This window comes from Streptomyces xiamenensis (genome assembly GCF_000993785.3).
Lineage (GTDB): Bacteria > Actinomycetota > Actinomycetes > Streptomycetales > Streptomycetaceae > Streptomyces > Streptomyces xiamenensis.
This window is the reverse complement of record NZ_CP009922.3, coordinates 2290282-2311181: the sequence shown is the minus strand read 5'-3', so window position 1 is coordinate 2311181 and position 20900 is coordinate 2290282. Positions and strand designations below refer to the sequence as shown.

Here is a 20900-nt window from a genome sequence, read left to right as displayed (position 1 = left end):
GTGACGGCGGCGGCTGCGGCCGGGGCGGTCACGGGGGGAAGGGCAGCTTGTTGAACAGCGAGGGCAAGGTGCTCTTGATGAGGACCGCGCCCCCGGCGGTCACCTTGACGAGGCCCATCGCGTCCAGGTTCAGCAGGCCCAGCGACTTGACGCCGACCTGGCCAAGACCTTCGATGGTGAGCGCGCCCGTGCTCTTGATGTCCATGGCCCCGCCGCTGGAGAGGCTGAGCTTGCGGCCCGCCTTCAGCGTGAGGTTCTTGCCCGCCTCCACCGACACGGCCCCGTCGCCCTTGATCTCGATGGCGCCGTCGCTGTTCACGATGATCTTGGTCTCGGAACGGTCGAGGTGGATGGTGAGCCGGTCGTCGCCGCTCGCGATCCGCACGCCGTTCTTGCCCGGCCGCTGGCTGAGCAGATCGACGCGGTTGCCCCGGCGGTCGGACAGGGTGTGCCGGGCGCTCTCGTTCTTCAGACCGTCGTGCAGCGGCACGTCCTTGACCCGGGTCGGCTTGTCGATCCCGTTGTAGAGCCCGCCGACGACGTACGGATGGTCGAACGCACCGCGGTCGAACGCCACCAGCACCTCGTCGTTGACATCGAGCGGGAAGATCCCGCCGCCGCCCTTGCCGCCCCACTGCGTCACCCGGCACCAGTCGCTGATGTAGGTGTCGTCCAGCCACGGGAACTTGAGCTTCACCCGCCCCTGCTCCAGCGGATCGGCGACGTCGGTGACGAGCGCGATGACCACGCTGGGCAGCCGCACCCCCGCGCTCTGCGCACCGCCACCGCCCGAGGCCACCCCGTACAGCGACCGCCACTGCCGGCCGCTGACGGTCGCGAGCGTCCGGTACGGCTCCTCACCGAAGTGGTGCTGTACGGAGGTGACGGTGTACCGGCCCTCGAACGGCTCGCCCACCCCGTCCAGATACACCGGCAGGCCGGGACGCAGCTCCGGATTGCCGTGCACGGACAGTTCCAGCTCCGTGAACGACGAGGCCACGTCGTCCGCCAGCGCCTCGGCCGCGCGCTTCACCACCGGCTGCTCGTCGTACGGGAGTCCGGCGTCCACCAGGGTCACGGACGGGAACACCCCGGCCGCGTCCGCCGGGGTACTGCCGATGCCGAACCGCTTGGTCGAGGGGTTCGTGACCTGCTCCACCACCTCCTTCTTGGAGGCGACGTTCCAGCCCCTGGCCTCCACCCGGCTCACCTGATCGCCGGCCGTCACCGCCGTGCGCAGCCGCAGCACATCGCTGCCGCCCTGGAGCACCAGCGGATTCGGGTCATCGACCCCCGACGGAGCCGGCGCGCCCGAGGCCGGCTCCGGGTCGACGAAGTGGAACTTCCCCCTGGAGTCGATCGACATGACCCGGTTGTTCTCGTCCGCGAGCCGTGCCAGGAAGTCCCAGTCGGTGACGCCGGACTGCGAGATGAACTCGTACTCGCCCCGGGTGGCATCGATCTGGCCGATCTGCACACCGTTGTCGGCCGCCAGGTCCTTCGCGATCGACGAGGCGGTCTGGCCCCGGTACGCCTTCACCCGGCTGCGCCGCATCAGCCGGAACCCGCTGTCGTACCCGCGGATGATCGCGGAGGATCCCGAACCGTCGAAGTCCGCCTCGATCCCCGTGACCTCCCCGGTGAACAGCGGATCGGTGGTGCCGTCCCCGTCGGCCACGGGTGTGATGACCACCTTCGTGCCGAACTTCACGCCGAGTTCGCCGAGGATCTCGCGGCTCGGGTCCTTGAACACCAGGCGGAACGCGGCGGGCACCCCGACCCCCTGATCCACCCATCCCTCGATGAGATCGTTCTCCAGATCCTTCGTCAGTTCGGTCCCGTCGATCGAGACGCTGAGCACACTGGAGAACGCCGCTTCCGCCATCAGGAACGCACCTCCTCGGCGGCCGGCATCATCAGCTGCGAGCCGGGGGTCAGATGTGAGGGGTCGTCGATGTTGTTGGCCTCGGCGATCGCCCGCCAGGCCGACGCGCTGCCGTACTCCCGGAAGGCGAGGGAGGCCAGCGAGTCGCCCGCGACCACCCGGTGCACCCGGCGCGCGGTCAGGGCGCCCGAGGTCGGGTTCTGCCCCGGGGTACGACTCGGTATCTCGTGCAACTGCAGCTGGCAGGTGGCGCGGATGGGCGTGCCGGAGGGCGCGAAGAGGGAGTAGGAGGCCTCGACGGAGCTGACGTACGCGGTGAAGCGGGCCGTGGAGAACGCGCCCCACTGGAAGATCACCCACGGCGGCGACGGCTGCTTCGTCCGCAGGCTCTCCTCCGTCACCTCGCAGCACTTCATCAGGTCGTCCACCTTCTTCAGCACCGAATTGCTGCCCGGTTCGTGCGAGGTGTCCAGGAAGATCTCCAGCGTCATCTGCCGCGCCTCGGCACCCATGAACTCCGGCTTGGACCCCTGGCGCACCCGGATCGTCGGCGTCGACTTCCACTGCGCGCCGCGGCTGACGGACAGCTGGGCCGGGTTGAACTCGAACGCGAACTCCTGGATGAGCGCGCCCGGCGTGGTCTTGCGGCCCTTGGGAGGCTGGTGGATGGCGAGCGTGGCACGCACGAGGCTGCTGCCCGCGCCGCCGCTCTGTCCCGTGGCCATGGCTGGTGGTGTCCCTTCGGTTGGTGGGTCGGCGCCGTGGGGTGCGCGGCCCGTACGGTGTCCGCGGACCGGTCTGCCCGGGCGGCGGTCAGTCCGCGAACCCGTGGTGGGCCAGTTCCAGGGTCTCCAGAGCCACCGACGCTCCGCCCGGTTCGAAGCCGGGGGCCTCCCAGCGGACCGGGAACACGTCGAGCAGGCTCCAGGTGACGATCTCGGACTTGTCCGCCCGCAGCGCGGTGATCGCGGCGGTGGGGCGCACCATCCCGGTCCGGATGGAGGAGATCCACTTGGCGATCTTCACACTGTCCTCGGTGACGGGGCGCGTCAGCGTGATGTTGGAGAAGGTGACCCGGGTGGGGAACTGCCACACGAAGCCGTTGTTGCCGCCCTCCTGCCGCTGCTCGGTCTCCACCTGCGCGGACAGGCCGGAACAGGTGTTGAAGTAGCCCAGGGTCCCGGTGTCGATACTGAGGCGGAAGAAGGGGGTGCTGGCCGGGTCGCGTCGCTGTGACATCGGGAGGGCCTTTCTGCGGGCGGTGTGGTGCGGTCGTCGGGCCGGTGGGCGGCGGTCAGTAGCGGTTGTCGCGCAGCTTCCCGATCCGTTCGCGGTCGAGGCGGAGTTCGGTCCGCAGCAACCGGGCGACGCGCCCGATGATCTGGCGGCTGAGCTGGTCGAGCTGGAACTCGCTCATGTGCAGCGGGTCGGCGACCTCCGCCTTCCGCTGCGCCTTCTGCTCCGCGGTCCAGGAGGACTCCGGGGAACTGCCCGACTGCCATCGGGCGGAGGGCGGCGGGGGCGGCGAACCGGGCGGGGGCGACGCTCCCTGCGGTGACCGCTGGACGGGAGGAGCCGCGGCGGCCCGGTACGTGCGCGCGGGCGCCGGCGGCGCGGGCGCGGCTGATGAGGCGGGTGGTGCCGGTGGGACCGGTGGGGCGCTCCGGGCGATCGGCATGGCCACGGGCGCCGGGGTGGTCGCCGGGGCGTGGCCGACCGCCGGGGTGGTGTCGGCCGCGCGGGGCGCGGCCGACGGCATCGCGAGGCGCTGCACGGTGGCGGGACGGGCGGGAGCGACGGCCGGTGCCGGGCGCGCCGCCGCCCACCGGGCGGTCGCCGCCACGGGCCGGACGGCCGCGGGGGCCGGTGCCGGGGTCGGCGACGCTGCCGGGCTTCCCGCCGCCGGCAGGGGCGTGACGGTGGACGCGGGTGCCGCGGTGGCCGGGGTCCGGGCGGGCGAGGTGGCGGGGCGCACGGCCTCGGTACGGGCGGCGGGCGGCACGGCGGGCGGCACGGCCGCGTCCGGGACGGCGAGCGGACCGCCAAGGCCGGCCGGGCGCGGTCCCGGCCCGGCCGGAGCGCGGGGTCCGGGCGGTGCCGGGGCCCGGAGCGCCGAGCGCTGCACCGGGGCCGAGGGTGCGACGGGGCCCGCCGGTGCCGGCCCGGAGGAGAGGGGAGCGCCCACCGGATGCGGACGGGGGCGGGGGTGCGCGGCCGGGGCCGGTGCCGGGCGCTGCCGGACGCCGGTGGGACCGTCCGGCAACTGCCGTGCGGGGGAGCCGAGTCCCGGCCGGACGGATCCCGTCGGCGCTGCCGGACGCGGCGCGGAGGCCCCGGGCGGGGCCGGGGTCCGCGGGCTCGCGGCGGCCGGTCCCCCGCCGGGCACCGACGGCGCGGGGGTCGTACGCCGGACGGGGGCGCCCAGGGCCGGAGCCGTGCCTCGGGGGGAGCGTGCCGTGGCGCCGGGGGCGGGTGTGCCGGCCGCCGTGCGCTGGACGGTGGGCGGCTGTGCCGGGGCGCCGCCCGAGGAGGGCGCGGTGCCTTCGGCGCGCGCCCGGCCGGGGCCGGACGCGGCGGTCGCTGCGGCGGTCGATGCGCTGGCGGACGCGCTGGTGGATGCCGTGGTGGAGCGCTGGAAGACGGCCGGTACGGCGGGCGGGTGGGCGCTGTGCGCCGCACGCGGTGAGCCGTTGTCGCTCGCCGACGGTGAGCCGGCGCGCGGCGTGGTGTCGGCACGCTGGACCACGGGGGTACGCGGCCGGTCGTCGCCGGCCCGGGGGGCCGACGGGCGGACAGGCCGGCCCTCGGCGCTGCGCGCCGCGCCGTCGCTCCCCTTCGCCTGTGCGGTCGGGGCGGGCACGGCGGGGGACGTCGGCGTCACCGGTCGCCGCGGCGCCGCCGGTGGTGCGGTGTGCGCGGCGTGTCGCTGGACGGGCCGCGCGACGGGGGTGCCGCCGGTCGCCGGTGCCGCCGGTCGCGGCGAAGCCTGCGGCAGCGCGGCGTCGCCCGTCGGCCGGACCGGTGCGCCGGCCGGTGACGTGCCGGACACCTCCGGGCGGGGCGCCGGGGCCGGGGACGTGGCGCGCCGGGTGGCGGAAGGGGCCTGCCGGTCCCCGTCGGCCGCGTGCCCCCCTCTGGCGGCTGCGGTGTCCGGGGACCGCCGGCCGGCCGGGGCCTGCGGTGTGTCGCTGCCGGCGGACCGCGTCGGCAGGACCGCGGGCGGTGCGGTGCTGCGAGTGCGCTGGACGGCGGGGGTTCCGGGTGTGCTGTCGCCGGTCTTCGGGGTCTGCGGGGCGGTGGGGGCCATCGGCCGGTTGTCGCCACGGGGCCGGGGCCGCGGGGTCACCGGCGCCGGGGCGGACGGGGTGCCGGGCCGGACGGTGGACGTGGCGCGCCGTCCGGCCTCGCCCGCCTGGGTGCTGGGGGCGGACGGCGCGGTGGGCGTCGCGGGCCGCGCGCCGTCGTTCACCGGGCTGCTCGCGCCGCGCCGGACGGCGGGGGTTCCGGGTGTGCTGTCGCCGGTCTTCGGGGTCTGCGGGGCGGTGGGGGCCATCGGCCGGTTGTCGCCACCCGGCCGGGGCTGCGGGGTCACCGGTGCCGGGGCGGACGATGCGGAGCTCGCGGTGCGCTGTACCGCCGGGACGTCCGGTGTGCCGCCGCCGGACCGCGTCGGCCGGACGGCCGGTGTGGCGGCGGGCGCGGGGCCGACCGGGGCTCCCGCCGGGCTGCCCCCGCTCGACCGTGCCGGCCGGACCGTGGGCGCGGGGGCGGACGTGCTGCCGCTCGCGGTGCGCCGGACGGCGGGAGTCCCCGCCCGGCTGTCGCCGGTCGCCGGCGTCGCCGGTTGCCGCGCGGGCCGTGCCGGTGTGTCGCCGGTCGCCGGTGCCGTCGTCGAGCGGGCCGGTTCCGTCGTGGGCCGCGCGGACGGCGTACGCGGGGCGGCACCGGCCGTGCCGCGCGTCACGGCCGGTGCCGCCCCGCTCGCGGTGGCGCTGTCCCGGCTCCCGCTGCCCCGGCTCTGGCTCAGGTCCCGGCTGTGGCTGTGGCTCTGCGGACGGTTCCGGTCGGTGGAAGACACCTGCCGCTGCACGGGGTTGCCCGCCGGGCCGGCCGGCGACGCGGACACGGCCGGGGACGTCGGGGCGCCCGGCGCGGCGGGGGTGGCGGGTCGCGGGGCGGCGGAGGCCGACCCCGGTGCGGCGGCCGTCCGCCGCACGGGCGCGGTGGTGTCGGCCCCGGAGCGTCGCGCGGGCGCGGCCGGCGTGGGCGCGTCCTCGCTCGCGTCCTGCCGGGCCGGCGGGCGCAGCGAGACGGCGGTCTCGGGGGCCCGCTGGATCGGCGCGCCGAGGGCCGGGCGAACCGGACGGGCCGGAATCCCCGGGTGGCCGGGGGCGGCCGTGCCGAGGGGAGGAGTGGGGGAGCCGGCACGCTCGGCCGCCGGGGAAGGAGACCGCCCCGGCGCCGTGTTGGCGCGCGGGGTCGCGACGCGCTGGACGGCCGGCGCCGTCGGCGCCGAGCCCCCGCCGCCGTCCCGTCCGCCTCCCCCGGAAGCGGACGGCGGCCCGGATGCCGCCGCACCCGGGCCGCCGGTCGGGTCCGCGCCCCGCGCCCCGGACGCCGGCTCGCGCCGGAACGCGGGCAGCACCCGGCGCGGTGCGCCCGCCGGTGCTGTGACGGATGTGGTCAGGGAACGCGGCTGCGGCGCGGTGCTGCTGACGGGCCGTACCCGCGTGCCCGCGGGGCGGGACGGGGCGGGCCCGGGGGCGGCGGCCCGGGGTGCGAAGGTGTCCGCGTCCGGCTGCACGGCGGGGACGACGGGCGGGGAGAAGGAAGGGGAAACCGGCCGGGTCGTGGGGCGTTCGAGACCCGCGACCGCCGGCCTGGCCGCCTCCAGGTGCCGCCCGGCATTGCTCGCGGGCGACCGGCCGTCCAGGATGGCGGGCGGCCGGGCGTGCACCGAGGAGGGGTTCTGGAACGTCGCCAGCTGCCCGCCGAACCGCGCGTTCGCGATCCGCTGTTCGGGAGCCACCGCCGGCCGGATCGGCGCCGTGACGCTCCACGCGGGGACGACCGGCCCGGTGGCCGCGCCCGCCGCTCCGGACGGGCCGGCCGGGGGCGGACCCCCGGCCTCCGCCGCCCCCGTCCCGGCACCGGGCCGGGCGGCGTCCGGCGAAGTCCCCGCACCGTCCGTGCGGCGCAGCAGACGATCCAGGAAACCCACTGCTCAGCCCTTCGTTTCGGCGCCCTGCACCAGGGACGCGATCTGCTGCACGTAGCCGCGGCGATCGTGGTGTTCCAGGTCCAGGATCTCCGTGTGTGCCCAGTGGAAGTGGTAGGCGAGGTACGCGATCTCCTCGTGCAGCCGGTCGGTCGCGTACGTCATGATTCCCCCAGGCGGCTCCCGCCGAGTTCCACCTCGAAGGCCTCGGAGCAGTGCGGGCAGGCCACCGTGGCACGGGTGTGCCCCTCGGCGTTGATCTGGCGGTAGAAGTCCTGGAGGAACGCCAGATCGGAGGCGAACATCCCCTCCACGGTGCCGTCGTGCACCGACGGCAAAGTGCCGAGCTGGGTGATGACGCGACCGAGGAGCACCACCGACAGGTACGCCGGGTTCTCCTGCACGCGGATGTCGCGGAGCGGGAGCAGTTCGTCCCGCGCCGTCGACAGCCGCATCACCCCGTTGCGGTGGACCGTGCCCTGCGCGTCGACGTACCCGCGGGGCAGTTCGAAGGCGAACTCGGTGCGCAGCGGCTCCGGTTCCCGCGCCGGTGCCGGAGCCGGAGCGGGTGCGCTCTCGGCTTCGGGCTCCACCGCGGGTACCGCCGCCGCCGGAGCGGCGGGGTGCTCCCTCGTGGTTCGTGCGGTGCGCCTCATTCCCAGCTCAGCCGCTCGTAGCTGATGGTGGCGGTCATCGTCAGGGGGTCCGTCGAGCCCGCGGACACCGCGGACGGCGTGGCGGTACCGCACCACGCGTTCTCCAGGTTGATCCGCAGCGTCTCCCCGTTCTCCCAGTCGTTGAAGACGATGGAGGCGTTCTTGCGGGCCTCACCCATGAGGCCTTCCTGCGAGGCCTTGATCCACTCCTGGATGATCTTTTCCTTGGTGATGCCGAACACGATCTGGCAGGTGCCGCCCTTCTCCGCACCCGGCATGTTCTTGGTGACGGGGATGCCGTCCGCCGTGTTCTGCATGTAGGTGATCGTGTCCTGCTCCTGCTGGAAGCCACTGATCTCGTGGACGGCTTCGACCTGGATGCCATCGATCTGGAAGCCGAAATTGCGGCTGAGGAGGGCATCGCCCAGCGTCATCGACATGCTTTTGGTTCTCCTTCAGGGGCCCCGGGTGATGCGGCCCGGGGGGAACAGAAATGGTGGGGCCCGGCCCCGCGGAGGCCGGCCACGACCCACCGGCCGCCGGGCCGGAGGCCGTGACCGGCCACCGGGTCTACTCCTCCAGCTCGCCGGTTCCGCTGGAGTGCTGCGCGAGCCGGAAGATGACGAACTCGGCGGGCTTGACCACGGAGACGCCCACCTCACAGATGACCCGGCCGAGGTCGATCGACTCCGGGGTGTTGGTCTCCTCGTCGCACTTGACGTAGAACGCCTGGCTCGACTGGGTGCCGAACAGGGCGCCCTCGCGCCACTCGTTCATCAGGAACGCGGTGACGTTGCGCCGGATGCGGGCCCACGTCTTGTGGTCGTTGGGCTCGAAGACCACCCACTGGGTACCCAGGAGGATAGCTTCCTCCAGGTAGTTGAAGTACCGGCGGATGTTGAGGTAGCGCCAGGCCGGGTCGGAGGACAGGGTGCGCGCGCCCCAGACCCGGATACCGCGGCCGGGGAAGGACCGGATGCAGTTGACCCCGATGGGGTTGAGCAGGTCCTGCTCGCCTCGGGTGATCTGGAGTTCCAGATCGACGGCACCGCGCACGACCTCGTTGGCCGGAGCCTTGTGGACGCCGCGCTCGGTGTCGTTGCGGGCCCAGACACCGGCGACGTGGCCGCTCGGCGGCATCAGGCGCGACTTGCCGATGGCCGGGTCGAAGGTCTTGATCCACGGGTAGTACAGCGCGGCGTACTTGGAGTCGTAGCCGGCCGTCTCCTGCCGCCAGACCCGGATCTGCCGGGCGTTCATGCCCGGCGGCGGGTCGATGATGGCGACCCGGTCGCCCATCAGCTCGCAGTGCGCGATGAGGCCGAGCTGGACGGCCTTGACGGACTCCAGGTCGATGGTGCCGCGCTGGTAGGCGGCCATCAGGTCGGGGACCGCGACCATGGAGATCTCGTCGACGGCCTCCAGGCCGCCGAAGCCGGTGCGGTCGGCGGAGTCGCCCAGGTACTGGCCGGGGCCGGGGTGCGAGTCGGCCGGGACCGGCACGCCGGCGGCGGGTGTGGCCGCCGGCACCGGGGCGGTCAGCGTGACCGTCTGGTTCTCGGGGCGCGCGAGCTGCCCGGCGGGGGCCGCCTCGGCCACCGCGATGAGCTTGGAGCGCTCCTTGACCTGGGTGACGACGTAGGCGCGGTTGCCCTTCTTGGCCGTGACGTCGAAGCTCTCGACGATCTTGCCGTCGTCCTTGACGTTCAGCTTGAACCGCTCCGCGGGGCCCTCGCCCTCGGCGTCGGCGACCTCCACGCTCAGCGGGCCGCGCGGGCCGGGAGCGATGGCGTTCACCGTGAAGGTGCCCAGCTCCTGGGGCTCGGCCGGCGGCAGCGCCGCGGGGCCGTCCTGGGCCGGACCGCCGAGTGCGGCCTGGCCGTTGCCGCCCTGCCCGGCGACGGCGGTGTCCGTGGCCGAGCCGCCGACGCGGACGACGTAGGCCGCGGTGCCGCCGTTGTTGAAGAAGCCGTAGACGGAGTGCGCGAGGTAGTAGCCGTCGGTGAAATCACCGAAGGAGGCGACGTACTGGGACCAGTTCGTCACCAGTGTCGGCTCGTTCAGCGGACCGCTGGGCGCGAGGCCGACGAAGGCGGCGACGGATGTGCCCACACCCTCGATCGGACGCGTCCCGCTGGCCACCTCCTCGACGTAGACGCCGGGCGACAGATAGGACGGCATGGTGTGCATCTCCTCGGGGTATGAGTAGCGACAGCACCACCTTGACGTGCCTCGGCACGGCAGCGGAACGACCCTGGGGCCCATGTGATGGGCAATGTCCAGTCCCTGGGGGGCAGTTCGTGCGGACCTCGTACGGGCTCCCCGGGCAGGGCACGGGCCCCGCTCCGGTTCGCCGCTGCCCGCCGCCGTACGCGCGATGTCCCCGTGTCAGGGCCTTCCTGACGCGGTTCCAGAAGGGCAATCGGCTTGCCCTTTCGCGCCCGAAGTACGGTGTCGACGGCTCCTGACCGCCCACGGTGTCTTCACTACGCTCGCCCACGTGACTCTGTGGACCTCCCTGGAACCCGCCTCCGCGACCGTCGCTCCCGGTGACAGCACGCGGGTACGCCTGCGTCTGCGCAACACCGGAGACGTGGTCGACGAGTACCGCTTCGAGCCCGTCGGGGAGTTGGCGCCCTGGACGACGGTGGAGCCGCAGACGCTCCGGCTCTACCCGGGGACGACCGGAGCCGTCGAGCTGACCTTCGCCCCGCCCCGTACCCCCGACGCGACCGCGGGGCCGAATCCGTACGCGGTACGGATCACGCCCACCGAGCATCCCGAGGCGGTGGTGGTCCCCGAGGGGAACCTGACCGTGCTGCCCTTCACCGAAGTGCGCGCCGAAGTGGTGCCGCCCACCGTGAAGGGCCGGTTCCGGGGCAAGCCCCAGCTCGCCGTCGACAACCTCGGCAACACCCCGATCACCGCCTCGCTCAGCGGCAGCGACAACGGCGACCAGCTCTCCTACGACCTGCAGCCCAGCAATGTGCGGATCGAGCCGGGCCGGGCCGCGTTCGTGAAGGTGACGCTGCGGCCGAAGACCCTCAGGTGGCTCGGCGGCAAGGACGAGCGGCCGTACCGCCTCGTCGTCCAGCGCTCCGGCAAGGAACCGCTGCCGGCGGAGGGCACGTTCCTCCAGCGCGGCTTCCTGCCCGGCTGGCTCGCCGCCTTCCTGGGAGCGACTGTCGCGCTCGCCCTCGCCTTCGCCATGCTCTGGTACAACCACGACCCGAAGGTCAAGAGCCTGGCCACCGAGCTGACGAGCGAGGTCAGTGAGCCCATCGACCCGCCGCCCGCCTCGGCCGAACCGCCGCCCCCCTCCCCCGAGCCGGAGCCCGAGCCGGAACCCGAGCCCGAGCCGGAACCCGAGCCCGAGCCGGAGGCCGAGAGCGGCGGTGGCGACGAAGAGGAGGAAGAGGAAGGCCCTCCGATGGAGAACGTCACACTGCTGAACGCCACGACCGAGCGCTGCGCGGACATCCCGGGCGCAAAGCCCGAGTCGGGTTACAAGGTCGAACAGCACAGGTGCCGGGATGACCAGAACAGCCAGCTGTGGAATCTGGAGGTGCGCCTGCCCGAAGGTGGACCGGCCGGCCTGCCGCTCTTCCAGATTCGCAATGTCTGGGCCGACTTCTGCATGGACCTGGCGGGTCAGCACGCCCACAAGGAGGGGACGGTGCTGTTCCAGTACAGGTGCGTCGACAACACCGACGACAACCAGCTGTGGTGGCTGGATCCGAAGGACGACGGCACCTACTGGATCCGCAACTTCAAGAGCAACCACCTGTGTCTGGTCGTCGACGGTCTGGACGCCACCGAGGTCGACCATCCGCTGACCCTCGGCGAGTGCTCCTCCTCGGAGCACTCGCGGTGGACGATCTACGACAGGGAAGCCGACAAGGAGCTGTGACGGACCCCGGGCGGGGCGGGCCGGTGTCCGCGCCCGGCGCGCCCCGGCGGTGACCGTCCGCAACCACACGCACGCGCCACCACCGCCGCCCGGTATTGCCGGGCGGCGGTGTCCGTCGGCGGGCGCTCGCCTCAGGTGGCGCGTTTGCGCCGGATCGCCCGTGTCCGCCGGATGGGCCGCAGTTCCCGGGACCCGCCCGCGCGGGGCTTCGGCAAGGACAGGGACCGCTGGGTGCTCCGCTCGGCGGCGGACGGCCCGTCGGACATACCCCGCGCCCGGACGACGGCCTGCTTGATCGGCGGGGCGACGTCGTACTCCGGGTACAGCGGGAAGGGCGCGGTGAGCGTCACATCGACGGACGGCTTGAGTTCGCCGCCCAGCGCCGACCAGATGTCCGCGAGCGAACGGGCCTCACCGTGCGGACCCGCCACCGTCAGCAGCACCGGCATGCCCAGGGCCCGCAGACTGTCGGGAAGTTCGGAGGGGTTCAGCGTGTCCCGGGGCAGCAGCGTGGCCAGTACGGCCGAGAGCAGACGGTGTTCGTCCTCCGGCTGCTTCGTCCACGCCGTCACCAGGTACGACAGCCGCAGCCAGCGGGGCGTCTCGCGCCGCTTCACGGTGATGTCGCGGTCATCGCGCACCGCGACCTGGCCGCGCTGCCGGCGGCCGGTGTCCTCCCGGATGTCGTACAAGTACGCGTTGATCACCGGCCCGTTGCGGCGTGCCGCCCAGTCACGGCTCGGCACCTCGAACGAGACATCGATGCCGGAGCCGGTCAGCGAGCCGCCGCCGAGCAGTCCCTTCAGAACCTCGTCCACCTCGTGGATCACCGTCGTACTCCCACCGTTGCGTGTCAGCGCCGTTCCGGGTCAGGCACGGACGCCGCAGATCATGCCTGGCCGACGGCCTTTCCGCACATGGGCCCCGGGGCCGGGCGCCGGGCACACCCACTGCCCCGGAAGGCAACAGCCGGATGCCCGGCGAGGGGCGGCCACGATCAGAGGTATCCCTCTTTGAAGGCGTAGGCCACCGCGTGGGCCCGGTTGCGCAGATGGAATCGGGTGGTCAGCCCGTGCATCACGTTCTTGATGGTGCGTTCGGAGTAGGCCAGCTTGGCGGCGATCTCCCCGGTGTCGAGGCCGTCGGCCGCCAATCGCAGCACCTCCACCTCACGGGGTGTCAGTCCGCTGGTGGGTACGCCCTCGCGGCCCGCCGCAGAACGGTGCAGCGCGCCGACCTGGTTGATCAGCCGGCCGAGCAGATCGCCCGGCAGGGTGCCGTCGCCGCGGGCCGCCGCCAGCACGGCCTGCACCAGGCGCTTCTCGGTGGCCTCGTGCCGCCAGACGATGGCGCTGATGCCGCAGGCGACCACGTCCAGGAGTTCGGCCTCCCGCAGCGTGCCGACGACGAGGACGGCGCGGGCACCGGCCGTGCGCGCGATACGCCTTAAGACGGAGAGGGTGGCACCGTCGAGGGTGTCGGCGATGAGCAGGACGACGGTGCCGGAGGTGAACGCGGTCTCCTCGCGCAGCTCGATGTCGGGGTGTCGCCCCAGCAGACTGAGCGCGCCTTCGCGGGAGAGTGGTTCGGCGGTGTGCACCGCCACGGGTATCCGTGAATCCGGGGGAGCGTCGGGTATCGCTCCCCGGCTGGTGTCCGGGTTCCGGATTGAGCTGGGCAAGATCTCCCCTAAGTGGGCTCGTTGGCAGTGACGACGGAGTCGTTCATGGCTCTCACGGTAAAGACCACCCCAAGAGGGCACTATGTTGCGCGGAATCTCCTGCCCATGTTCCGGCGGGGTCCTGAAAGGCCCTCACCAGCAGGGCAACTGTGGCTGCACGCTACGCCGTACGGGTACGCGGGCCGGCGACCCGGCGGTGCTTCGGCGCGGCGCCACGTGCCGCGACACCGGCACCGCTCGGCCCTGACCGCACGGGCGTACCGGGGCGGCCCTCCGAGGCGGTGACGAGGTACCCGCCACCGCCCGCCGGGGCAAGGAAAGTGCGGGGGAGAGGTGGTGCGCGGGAGACGCCGGACGTACCGGGCCCCGGTGTGTGATGGTGATGGGGTGTGATCGCGGCCCGCGCGGTCAGGGCCATGGGGACCGGCCGGGGCCGCCGCCCGGATCTCCGTGGCGATCCGGCCCGCGGCCCCGGCGGAGGAAGTCCGTCAGCCGGCGGTGGCGGCGCGGGTCACCGCGGCGTCGACAGCGGTCGAGCCGTTGACCAGGTTCAAGGTCAGGCCGGCCGTCGCCGGGGTGTCCAGCAGGGCGAGCAGCACCGCCGCCACGTCGTCCCGGGTGATCTCGCCGCGCGGAGCGTCCGGGGAGAGGTCCACCAGGCCGGTGCCGGGGGCGTCGGTCAGCATGCCGGGGCGCAGGATCGTCCACTCCAGGGCGGTGCGCGCGCGCAGGTCCGCGTCGGCGGCGGCCTTGGCCCGCAGATAGGCGGCGAAGACGGGGTCGGTGCCGGGCGGCGGCTCCTCGTCCACGTTGATGGCCGACACCATCACATAGCGCCGCACCCCGGCCGCCTCCGCCGCGTCCGCGAGCAGGGCCGCCGCCGCCCGGTCCACCGTCTCCTTGCGGGCCGCTCCCGAACCCGGCCCGGCGCCGGCGGCGAAGACGACCGCGTCGGCGCCCTCCAGATGCTTCGTCAGTTCGGCGACCGGCGCCGACTCCAGGTCGCAGACGAGGGGTTCGGCGCCCGCCGCGAGCAGTGCCGTGGCCTGTTCCGGCTTGCGGATCAGGCCCGCGGGGCGGTCCCCGCGCGCGGCCAGCAGCCGCTCCAGACGCTGTGCGATCTTCCCGTGCCCTCCGGCGATGACTGTGCGCATGCTCCCGAGCTTGGCACACCCGGCCGGTGTTCACGGAGAGCCCCGGGCCCGCGGTCACCGCCTTGGGCCCTCGCGGGGTACATCGCCCCACGGTACGGCCCGCGGACACCTCGTCGGCCGCGCGCCACACGGCGTTCCCCGGGGCCCCGACCCGTCGTCAGCTCCTGGGAGCCGGCTGGCGCGGCAGCTCCGTCAGGGGGACCGCAGGGGAGCCGCAGTACTCACGGACGGCGGAGGTACGGGCCACCACCCGGCCCCGGTGGATCACCAGCCGGCTGTACGCCAGGGACAGCGCGCCCGGCAGGTTCTCGCCGCGCACCGCCAGCAGTTCCGCCGGGAAGCCGGGCTCGATGCGCACCTTCGGCAGCCCCAGCACCGCCCGCGCCGCCGAGCTGATGGCCCGGTACGCCCCGGTCGTGTCGCACGCCCCGCGCACCGCCAGCAGGTACGCGGCCTCCAGCGGGTCGCCGCGGCCCACCGGATTGCCCGCGTCCCGTACCGCCCCGCTGCCCGCCGCCACCGTGACACCGGCGGCCAGCAGCGTCCGGACCGGCGGTGTCGGGGGCCGGGAGGGACGGGTTGGCGCGGGCAGGGCCGCGCACGGCGACTGCGGCAGGCAGCTGACCGCGACCCCGGCCGCCGCCAGCTGGTCGGCGGCGCGCGCCGCGGTGTCCGGGGGCAGAAGGGAGAGCCCGGCGCACGGGCCCAGCGTGACCGCCGTACGGCACGCCCCCGCCGCCGTCACCAGCCGGGCGAAGCGGGCCGGGTCGTCCGCGTCCGTGTGCAGGTCGATGGCGCACCCCTGGGCGTCGGCGATGGACAGCACGATGTCCGCGTAGCCGGCCGGGTCCGGGTCGAGGTCGGGACAGCCGCCCAGCGCGGTGCCGCCGAGCTGGGCGGCGTCCGCGAGCTGGGCGCGGTTGTCGGCGCCGGCCCGCCCGGTCAGCAGCCGGGGCGCGGCCACCGGCTGGAGCTCGGCGAGCCCCAGCAGCGCCCGCCGCGCCGCCTGGGCGGCCTCCAGCGCGCGCAGCCCCAGGATGTCGCCGATCCTGATCTGGCTGCGCTGGGCGGTGGCGCCGTGGCTGAGCTGGAGCAGCGACGCCTCGATGATCCGCCGCCGCAGCTGGTCGGGCCCCTCGGGGGGCGGCCCCGGGCAGCCGCTGGTGAGGGCGGTGTCGTGGTGGGCGTGCGGCTCGGCGGGGGCCGGCAGGAGCAGATAGCCGGTGAGGTCGAGCCGCTGGACGCCCGGCGCGGTGGCGGGCAGGCTGCCGGGGGTTCCGACGGCCTCGACGCGCTCGCCGGTCAGCCGGACATCGACGGTACGGCCGTCGGCGAGCCGGGCGCCGCCCAGCAGCAGTGCGGTCGCGGCGGCATCGCGGTGGTCGGGCACGAGGCGAGGCTACGGCGCCCGGGGTGGCTGGGTGGGGAAGACGCCATTAGTCGTACTGCTGTGGTTTCCGGCGACTTGGGCGGTGTTGACGGAGCCGGGGCGGCCGTTTACGGATTTCGTCTTCGGCCCGGGAGCGTGTAATCTCTTTCTCGCTCGCCCCAATAGCTCAGTCGGCAGAGCGTCTCCATGGTAAGGAGAAGGTCAACGGTTCGATTCCGTTTTGGGGCTCTGAGATGTGAGGTCTTCCTCCTGTTGGCGGGAGCCGCGCAGCTCGTGGCGGCGTAGCTCAGTCGGTAGAGCAAACGGCTCATAATCGTTGTGTCACCGGTTCAAGTCCGGTCGCCGCTACTTCACTCCGAGTAGCCGATTGCGGGGTCGGTCCTCCGATCGGCTACTCTTTCCTGTGTTTAATCCGTCCATCCGTCAAGGAGCACTCACGTGGCTGCCACCGACGTCCGCCCGAAGATCACGCTGGCCTGCGTGGAGTGCAAGGAGCGGAACTACATCACCAAGAAGAACCGGCGTAATGACCCGGACCGCTTGGAGATGAAGAAGCACTGCCCGCGTTGCAACGCCCACACGGCGCACCGCGAGACCCGCTGACTTGTCACTGTTGCGAGGCCGTCCCCGACCTGTCGGGGGCGGCCTCGCGTGATTTTGGGAGGTTGACGGCCGATGGCCCTGGATCAGTCCTTCGCCGGGCGGACCTATCCGCCCACCGAGCCGTACGAGGTGGGGCGCGAGAAGATCCGCGAGTTCGCGGTCGCGATCGGTGACGAGAATCCGGCGTACACGGATCCGGCCGCCGCGCGGGCGCTGGGGCATCCGGATGTGATCGCTCCGCCGACGTTCGTCTTCGCGATCTCCTTCGCCGCCGCCCAGGCGGTGATCCACGACCCGAAGCTGGGCCTGGACTACACCCGCGTGGTGCACGGCGACCAGAAGTTCCGGTACAGCCGTCCGGTGGTGGCCGGGGACGTCCTGACGGTCACCTCGGTGATCGAGTCCGTGAAGTCGATGGCGGGCAACGACATCCTCGACGTCCGCGGCGATGTGCACGACGCCGCCGGGGAGCACGTGGTGACCGCGTACACCAAGCTGGTGTCGCGCGCGCCGGAGAAGCCGGAGGGGGAGAAGTGACCGCACGGATCGCGTACGCCGATGTCGAGGTGGGTACGGAGCTGCCGGCCCGTACGTTCCCGGTGACCCGCGCCGACCTGGTGCGGTACGCGGGCGCCTCGGGGGACTTCAACCCCATCCACTGGAACGAGCGCTTCGCCAAAGAGGTCGGGCTGCCGGACGTGATCGCGCACGGCATGTTCACGATGGCCGAGGCTGCCCGGGTGGTCACGGACTGGGCCGGGGACCCGGCGGCGGTGGTCGAGTACGGGGTGCGCTTCACCCACCCCGTGGTGGTACCGAACGACGACACCGGGGCCGAGATCGAGGTGTCGGCGAAGGTCGCGGCCAAGCTGGACGACGAGGCGCGCACGGTCCGGGTGGACCTGGTGGCGCGCAGCGCGGGCCAGAAGGTGCTGGGGCTGTCCCGGGCCGTGGTCCGGCTGGGCTGAACGCCGGCCCGTTCGATCCCGTTGACAAGATAGTGATTGGTCAATAACTTACTCGCATGGCCAGGGACAGCGGCAGGATGTCGGCGGAGGAGCGGCGTACGGCCGTCATCCGCGCCGCTGTCGTGGAGTTCGCCAGGGGAGGGTACGCGGGCACCACGACCGCCGCCATCGCCCGCCGGGTCGGGGTCTCGCAGCCGTATCTCTTCCGGCTGTTCCCCGACAAGCGGGCGATCTTCCTGGCCGCCGCCGAGCACGGTACGGCGGAGATCCGGCGGACCTTCGAACGTGTCTCGGAAGGTCTGGATCCCCGGGCCGCGCACGACGCGATGGCCCAGGCGTACACCGGCCTCACCGCCGACCGCGACAAGCTCATGTTCCAGATGCAGATGTACGTCGCGGTGCACACCGCGGAGGCGGGTGGGGACGAGGACTTCGCGGCCCGGATCCGCGCCTACTGGAACGAGCTGTTCGAGGCCGTGCACCTGCGGCTGGGCGCGGACGGCGTGGAGACCGCCGATTTCCTGGCCAACGGCATGCTGATCAACGTGATGCTGGCGCTCGGCTTCCCGGCGGACCATCCGCTGTGGGTCGCCTGCGCACACGATCACGAGGGCAAGAAGCGGTTCGGATAGCCGGTCCCGTCCGGTCTTCGGTCCGGTTCGCGGGCACACGTCTGTCCGCACAAGTTATTGAGCAATCACTAGTTTTCTGGGAGGGAACATGCCCGATGCCCCGAACGGGGGCACGCAGCGCCCCCACGTCGTCGTCTGGACGCTGCTGCTGACCGGCTTCGCCACCTTCATGGCCAGCCTCGACAACCTCGTCGTCACCACCGCCCTGCCCATCATCCGTGAGGACCTCGGCGGTGACCTGGCCGCCCTGGAATGGATCGTCAACGGCTACACCCTGCCGTTCGCCTGCCTCCTGCTGTTCGCCTCGGCCCTGGGCGACCGCTACGGCCGCCGCCTGGTCTTCGGCGCCGGCATCGCCCTGTTCACCCTCGCCTCCGCCGGTGCCGCGCTGGCCGGCTCCACGGACGCGCTGATCGCCGCCCGCGCCGTCCAGGGCGCCGCCGCCGCGGCCCTGATCCCGCTCAGCCTCACCCTGATATCCGCCGTCGTACCGCCCGAGCGGCGGGGCGCCGCCTTCGGCGTGTGGGGCGCGGTCAACGGCCTCGCCGTCGCCGCGGGCCCGCTCGTCGGCGGGGCCGTGACCGAACATCTCTCCTGGCACTGGATCTTCTGGCTCAACATCCCCATCGGCCTCCTCGTGCTGCCGTTGGTGTTCCGGCGGCTCCCGGAGAGCCGGGGCCCGGTCAAGCGGCTGGACGTGGCCGGCACCGTACTGGCCAGCGCCGGCCTGCTGGGCATCGTGCTGTCCATCGTGCGCGGCCACGAACACGGCTGGACCACGGGCCCGGTGCTGGCGGGCTTCGCGCTCGGAGCCGTGCTGCTGTACGCGTTCGTCCGCTGGGAGCTGCGCACCCCCGAGCCGCTGCTGCCGATGGGCTTCTTCCGCTCCCGCACCTTCACCGCGATCAACATCACCAGCCTGCTGATGTACGCGGGGATGTTCGGCTCGATCTTCCTGCTGACCCAGTTCCTCCAGCTGATCATGGGCTACTCGCCGATGGAGGCCGGGGTGCGGATGCTGCCGTGGACCGCCATGCCGATGATCGTGGCGCCCATCGCCGGGGCCTTCACCGACCGTGTCGGCGGCCGGCCGATCGTCGCCTCGGGCCTGGTGCTGATGGCGGTGGGCATGGGGTGGTTCGCGCTGTACGCCGACCCGGGCGTCTCGTACGGCGGCATGGTGCCGGCGTTCGTGCTGTGCGGCATCGGCATGGCCATGTTCTTCGCCCCGTCCGGGGCGATCGCGATGGGGGCCGTACCCGAGGGACGGCAGGGGGTGGCCTCCGGTGTCAACAATTCGGCGCGGGAGGTCGGCGGGGCGCTGGGCGTCGCCGTCCTGGCCTCCGTCTTCGCCGCACGCGGCGGGTACGGCTCGGCGCAGGCGTTCACCGACGGTCTGGTGCCCGCGCTGTGGCTGGCCGTGGGGCTGCTGCTGGTCGCGGCGGCCGTCATCGCGCTGCTGCCCGAGCGGCGGGCGCCGAAGGCTCCCCGGCCGGCCGCCGCCCGCCCGGCCGGCCCCACCGACCCGACGACCGACCCCCGGCCGGCCGACCGCGTGCCCGCCTGATCACGGACGACGCGCGGGGCGCCCCGGCCGGAACGATCCGGCCGGGGCGGGCGTCGCCCCGGACCCGCCCCGGCGCGCGATCCGGCCCGCTCCGCCCTCGCCCCGGTCCGGGCCCCGCGCGGCGGCGGACCGTATTCTGGACGGGTGCTCGAAACCTCTGACCCCGCCGGTACCGCCGGCGCCGCGCTCGCCGATCTGACCACCTTCCGGCTCGGCGGCCCCGCCGACCGGCTGATCACCGCGAGCTCCGACGCCGAGGTGATCGCCGCCGTCCAGGAGGCTGACGGCACCGGCACCCCGCTGCTGATCATCGGCGGCGGCAGCAATCTGCTGATTGCGGACGAGGGCTTCCGGGGCACCGCCCTGCGGATCGCCACCACCGGCTTCGACCTGGACGGCACCCGCCTGGAACTCGCCGCGGGTGAGAACTGGTCGGCGGCCGTCGCCCGCACCGTGGAGGCCGGCCTGGCCGGCATCGAATGCCTGGCCGGCATCCCCGGCTCGGCCGGTGCCACCCCCATCCAGAACGTCGGCGCCTACGGCCAGGAAGTGGCCTCCGTCATCACCGAGGTCATCGCCTACGACCGCGCCGAGCACCGTACGGTCACCCTCCCCGCGGCCGACTGCGGCTTCGGCTACCGGCACAGCCGCTTCAAGGCCGACCCCGAGCGGTTCGTGGTGCTGCGGGTGCGCTGCGCGCTGGAGGACGCGGGCGGGCTCTCGGCACCGATCGCGTACGCCGAGACCGCCCGGACGCTGGGCGTCGCCGCGGGGGAGCGGGTGGCCGCCGCCACCGCCCGCGAGACCGTGCTGAAGCTGCGGGCCGGCAAGGGCATGGTGCTGGACCCGGAGGACCACGACACCTGGTCGGCCGGTTCGTTCTTCACCAATCCGCTGCTGACCGCGCAGGAGTTCGCGGCCTTCCGCGAGCGCGCCGCGCGGCGCCTTGGCCCCGGCGTCGAGCCTCCCGCCTTCCCGGCGGCCGACGGCCGCACCAAGACCTCCGCGGCCTGGCTGATCGACAAGGCCGGCTTCACCAAGGGGTACGGGACCGGCCCGGCCCGGATCTCCGGCAAGCACACCCTGGCCCTCACCAACCGGGGCGGCGCGACCACCGCCGACCTGCTGGCGCTGGCCCGCGAGGTACGGGACGGGGTACGGGACGCCTTCGGCGTCACCCTGGTCAACGAACCGGTGACGGTCGGCGTCAGCCTCTGAACCACGGGGGCGGGCGCC

General features: G+C 73.6%; 20 protein-coding genes and 2 tRNA genes. 10 read left to right on the top strand and 12 right to left on the bottom strand.

Translation table 11 applies throughout. The features are described 5' to 3' along the window. Positions 1 to 28: 28 nt before the first annotated feature. The 4 genes from SXIM_RS10550 to SXIM_RS10535 all read right to left on the bottom strand — a co-directional run bounded on the left by SXIM_RS10550 (position 29) and on the right by SXIM_RS10535 (position 3899). Positions 29 to 1885 (bottom strand): VgrG-related protein, encoded by a 1857-nt coding sequence (locus SXIM_RS10550; protein WP_030736444.1) that lies wholly within the window; start codon positions 1883 to 1885, stop codon positions 29 to 31. Then, positions 1885 to 2610: a CIS tube protein gene (locus tag SXIM_RS10545; RefSeq protein WP_030736439.1), complete on the bottom strand. Its 726-nt coding sequence runs from the start codon at positions 2608 to 2610 to the stop codon at positions 1885 to 1887. Before SXIM_RS10545 ends, SXIM_RS10550 begins: the two co-directional genes overlap by 1 nt. Before the next feature lie 88 nt (positions 2611 to 2698). After that, positions 2699 to 3124, bottom strand: coding sequence for a phage tail protein (locus SXIM_RS10540; RefSeq protein ID WP_030736436.1), 426 nt, complete (start codon positions 3122 to 3124; stop codon positions 2699 to 2701). Between the two features lie 55 nt (positions 3125 to 3179). Beyond that, positions 3180 to 3899, bottom strand: a complete 720-nt coding sequence (locus SXIM_RS10535; protein ID WP_148236095.1) for a hypothetical protein — start codon at positions 3897 to 3899, stop codon at positions 3180 to 3182. Between the two features lie 442 nt (positions 3900 to 4341). Between SXIM_RS10535 and SXIM_RS10530 the strand changes: the two genes are divergently transcribed. Continuing rightward, complete coding sequence (locus tag SXIM_RS10530) at positions 4342 to 7161, top strand: hypothetical protein (protein WP_148236094.1); 2820 nt, start codon at positions 4342 to 4344, stop codon at positions 7159 to 7161. On the opposite strand, the gene SXIM_RS27365 is transcribed toward SXIM_RS10530, so the two are convergent. The 4 genes from SXIM_RS27365 to SXIM_RS10515 form a co-directional block, all read right to left on the bottom strand. After that, a complete protein-coding gene (locus SXIM_RS27365; protein ID WP_168222759.1) occupies positions 7110 to 7268 on the bottom strand; it encodes a DUF6760 family protein in 159 nt (52 codons plus the stop codon). The two genes, SXIM_RS10530 and SXIM_RS27365, sit on opposite strands and share 52 nt — an antisense overlap. Continuing rightward, positions 7265 to 7759: a hypothetical protein gene (locus SXIM_RS10525; RefSeq protein ID WP_030736429.1), complete on the bottom strand. Its 495-nt coding sequence runs from the start codon at positions 7757 to 7759 to the stop codon at positions 7265 to 7267. The genes SXIM_RS27365 and SXIM_RS10525 overlap by 4 nt, the downstream gene beginning before the upstream one ends. Beyond that, a complete protein-coding gene (locus SXIM_RS10520; protein WP_030736426.1) occupies positions 7756 to 8199 on the bottom strand; it encodes a phage tail protein in 444 nt (147 codons plus the stop codon). Before SXIM_RS10520 ends, SXIM_RS10525 begins: the two co-directional genes overlap by 4 nt. A 130-nt stretch (positions 8200 to 8329) precedes the next feature. Then, positions 8330 to 9940, bottom strand: a complete 1611-nt coding sequence (locus tag SXIM_RS10515) for a phage tail sheath family protein (protein ID WP_046725573.1) — start codon at positions 9938 to 9940, stop codon at positions 8330 to 8332. Between the two features lie 319 nt (positions 9941 to 10259). Here SXIM_RS10515 and SXIM_RS10510 point away from each other — a divergent pair, with 319 nt between their 5' ends. Next, positions 10260 to 11669 carry an RICIN domain-containing protein gene (locus SXIM_RS10510; RefSeq protein ID WP_046723733.1) on the top strand — a complete coding sequence of 470 codons (1410 nt, stop codon included), beginning with the start codon at positions 10260 to 10262 and terminating at the stop codon, positions 11667 to 11669. A 131-nt stretch (positions 11670 to 11800) separates the two neighbouring features. On the opposite strand, the gene SXIM_RS10505 is transcribed toward SXIM_RS10510, so the two are convergent. The 4 genes from SXIM_RS10505 to SXIM_RS10490 all read right to left on the bottom strand — a co-directional run bounded on the left by SXIM_RS10505 (position 11801) and on the right by SXIM_RS10490 (position 15894). Further along, positions 11801 to 12499, bottom strand: coding sequence for a Pvc16 family protein (locus SXIM_RS10505; protein ID WP_046723732.1), 699 nt, complete (start codon positions 12497 to 12499; stop codon positions 11801 to 11803). Positions 12500 to 12666: 167 nt separating this feature from the next. Then, positions 12667 to 13338 carry a helix-turn-helix transcriptional regulator gene (locus SXIM_RS10500; protein ID WP_046725572.1) on the bottom strand — a complete coding sequence of 224 codons (672 nt, stop codon included), beginning with the start codon at positions 13336 to 13338 and terminating at the stop codon, positions 12667 to 12669. 500 nt (positions 13339 to 13838) lie between these two features. Further along, on the bottom strand, positions 13839 to 14504 hold the full coding sequence (locus SXIM_RS10495) for an NAD(P)H-binding protein (protein ID WP_030736411.1): 666 nt from the start codon (positions 14502 to 14504) through the stop codon (positions 13839 to 13841). Between the two features lie 157 nt (positions 14505 to 14661). Next, complete coding sequence (locus tag SXIM_RS10490; protein ID WP_030736408.1) at positions 14662 to 15894, bottom strand: amidohydrolase family protein; 1233 nt, start codon at positions 15892 to 15894, stop codon at positions 14662 to 14664. A 155-nt stretch (positions 15895 to 16049) separates the two neighbouring features. Between SXIM_RS10490 and SXIM_RS10485 the strand changes: the two genes are divergently transcribed. From SXIM_RS10485 to SXIM_RS10450, 8 genes are all read left to right on the top strand, one after another. Next, a tRNA-Thr gene (locus SXIM_RS10485) sits at positions 16050 to 16122 on the top strand. 47 nt (positions 16123 to 16169) lie between these two features. Further along, positions 16170 to 16242 (top strand) — tRNA-Met (locus SXIM_RS10480). 90 nt (positions 16243 to 16332) lie between these two features. Continuing rightward, positions 16333 to 16497, top strand: a complete 165-nt coding sequence (gene rpmG, locus SXIM_RS10475; protein WP_004571794.1) for a 50S ribosomal protein L33 — start codon at positions 16333 to 16335, stop codon at positions 16495 to 16497. 72 nt (positions 16498 to 16569) lie between these two features. Continuing rightward, positions 16570 to 17034: a MaoC family dehydratase N-terminal domain-containing protein gene (locus SXIM_RS10470; RefSeq protein ID WP_030736405.1), complete on the top strand. Its 465-nt coding sequence runs from the start codon at positions 16570 to 16572 to the stop codon at positions 17032 to 17034. Then, complete coding sequence (locus tag SXIM_RS10465; protein ID WP_030736402.1) at positions 17031 to 17465, top strand: MaoC family dehydratase; 435 nt, start codon at positions 17031 to 17033, stop codon at positions 17463 to 17465. The genes SXIM_RS10470 and SXIM_RS10465 overlap by 4 nt, the downstream gene beginning before the upstream one ends. 77 nt (positions 17466 to 17542) lie before the next feature. After that, positions 17543 to 18097: a TetR/AcrR family transcriptional regulator gene (locus SXIM_RS10460; protein ID WP_030736399.1), complete on the top strand. Its 555-nt coding sequence runs from the start codon at positions 17543 to 17545 to the stop codon at positions 18095 to 18097. Positions 18098 to 18185: 88 nt separating this feature from the next. After that, complete coding sequence (locus SXIM_RS10455; protein WP_046723731.1) at positions 18186 to 19664, top strand: MFS transporter; 1479 nt, start codon at positions 18186 to 18188, stop codon at positions 19662 to 19664. 144 nt (positions 19665 to 19808) lie between these two features. Then, a complete protein-coding gene (locus SXIM_RS10450; RefSeq protein WP_046723730.1) occupies positions 19809 to 20882 on the top strand; it encodes a UDP-N-acetylmuramate dehydrogenase in 1074 nt (357 codons plus the stop codon). Positions 20883 to 20900 lie beyond the last annotated feature (18 nt).

What these genes read in the sequence shown, in the direction of transcription:
- SXIM_RS10550 (WP_030736444.1), bottom strand. Translation starts at nt 1,885, where the DNA reads ATGGCGGAAGCGGCGTTCTCCAGTGTGCTCAGCGTCTCGATCGACGGG.
- SXIM_RS10545 (WP_030736439.1), bottom strand. Translation starts at nt 2,610, where the DNA reads ATGGCCACGGGACAGAGCGGCGGCGCGGGCAGCAGCCTCGTGCGTGCC.
- SXIM_RS10540 (WP_030736436.1), bottom strand. Translation starts at nt 3,124, where the DNA reads ATGTCACAGCGACGCGACCCGGCCAGCACCCCCTTCTTCCGCCTCAGT.
- SXIM_RS27365 (WP_168222759.1), bottom strand. Translation starts at nt 7,268, where the DNA reads ATGACGTACGCGACCGACCGGCTGCACGAGGAGATCGCGTACCTCGCC.
- SXIM_RS10525 (WP_030736429.1), bottom strand. Translation starts at nt 7,759, where the DNA reads ATGAGGCGCACCGCACGAACCACGAGGGAGCACCCCGCCGCTCCGGCG.
- SXIM_RS10520 (WP_030736426.1), bottom strand. Translation starts at nt 8,199, where the DNA reads ATGTCGATGACGCTGGGCGATGCCCTCCTCAGCCGCAATTTCGGCTTC.
- SXIM_RS10515 (WP_046725573.1), bottom strand. Translation starts at nt 9,940, where the DNA reads ATGCCGTCCTATCTGTCGCCCGGCGTCTACGTCGAGGAGGTGGCCAGC.
- SXIM_RS10495 (WP_030736411.1), bottom strand. Translation starts at nt 14,504, where the DNA reads ATGCGCACAGTCATCGCCGGAGGGCACGGGAAGATCGCACAGCGTCTG.
- SXIM_RS10470 (WP_030736405.1), top strand. Translation starts at nt 16,570, where the DNA reads ATGGCCCTGGATCAGTCCTTCGCCGGGCGGACCTATCCGCCCACCGAG.
- SXIM_RS10460 (WP_030736399.1), top strand. Translation starts at nt 17,543, where the DNA reads ATGTCGGCGGAGGAGCGGCGTACGGCCGTCATCCGCGCCGCTGTCGTG.
- SXIM_RS10455 (WP_046723731.1), top strand. Translation starts at nt 18,186, where the DNA reads ATGCCCGATGCCCCGAACGGGGGCACGCAGCGCCCCCACGTCGTCGTC.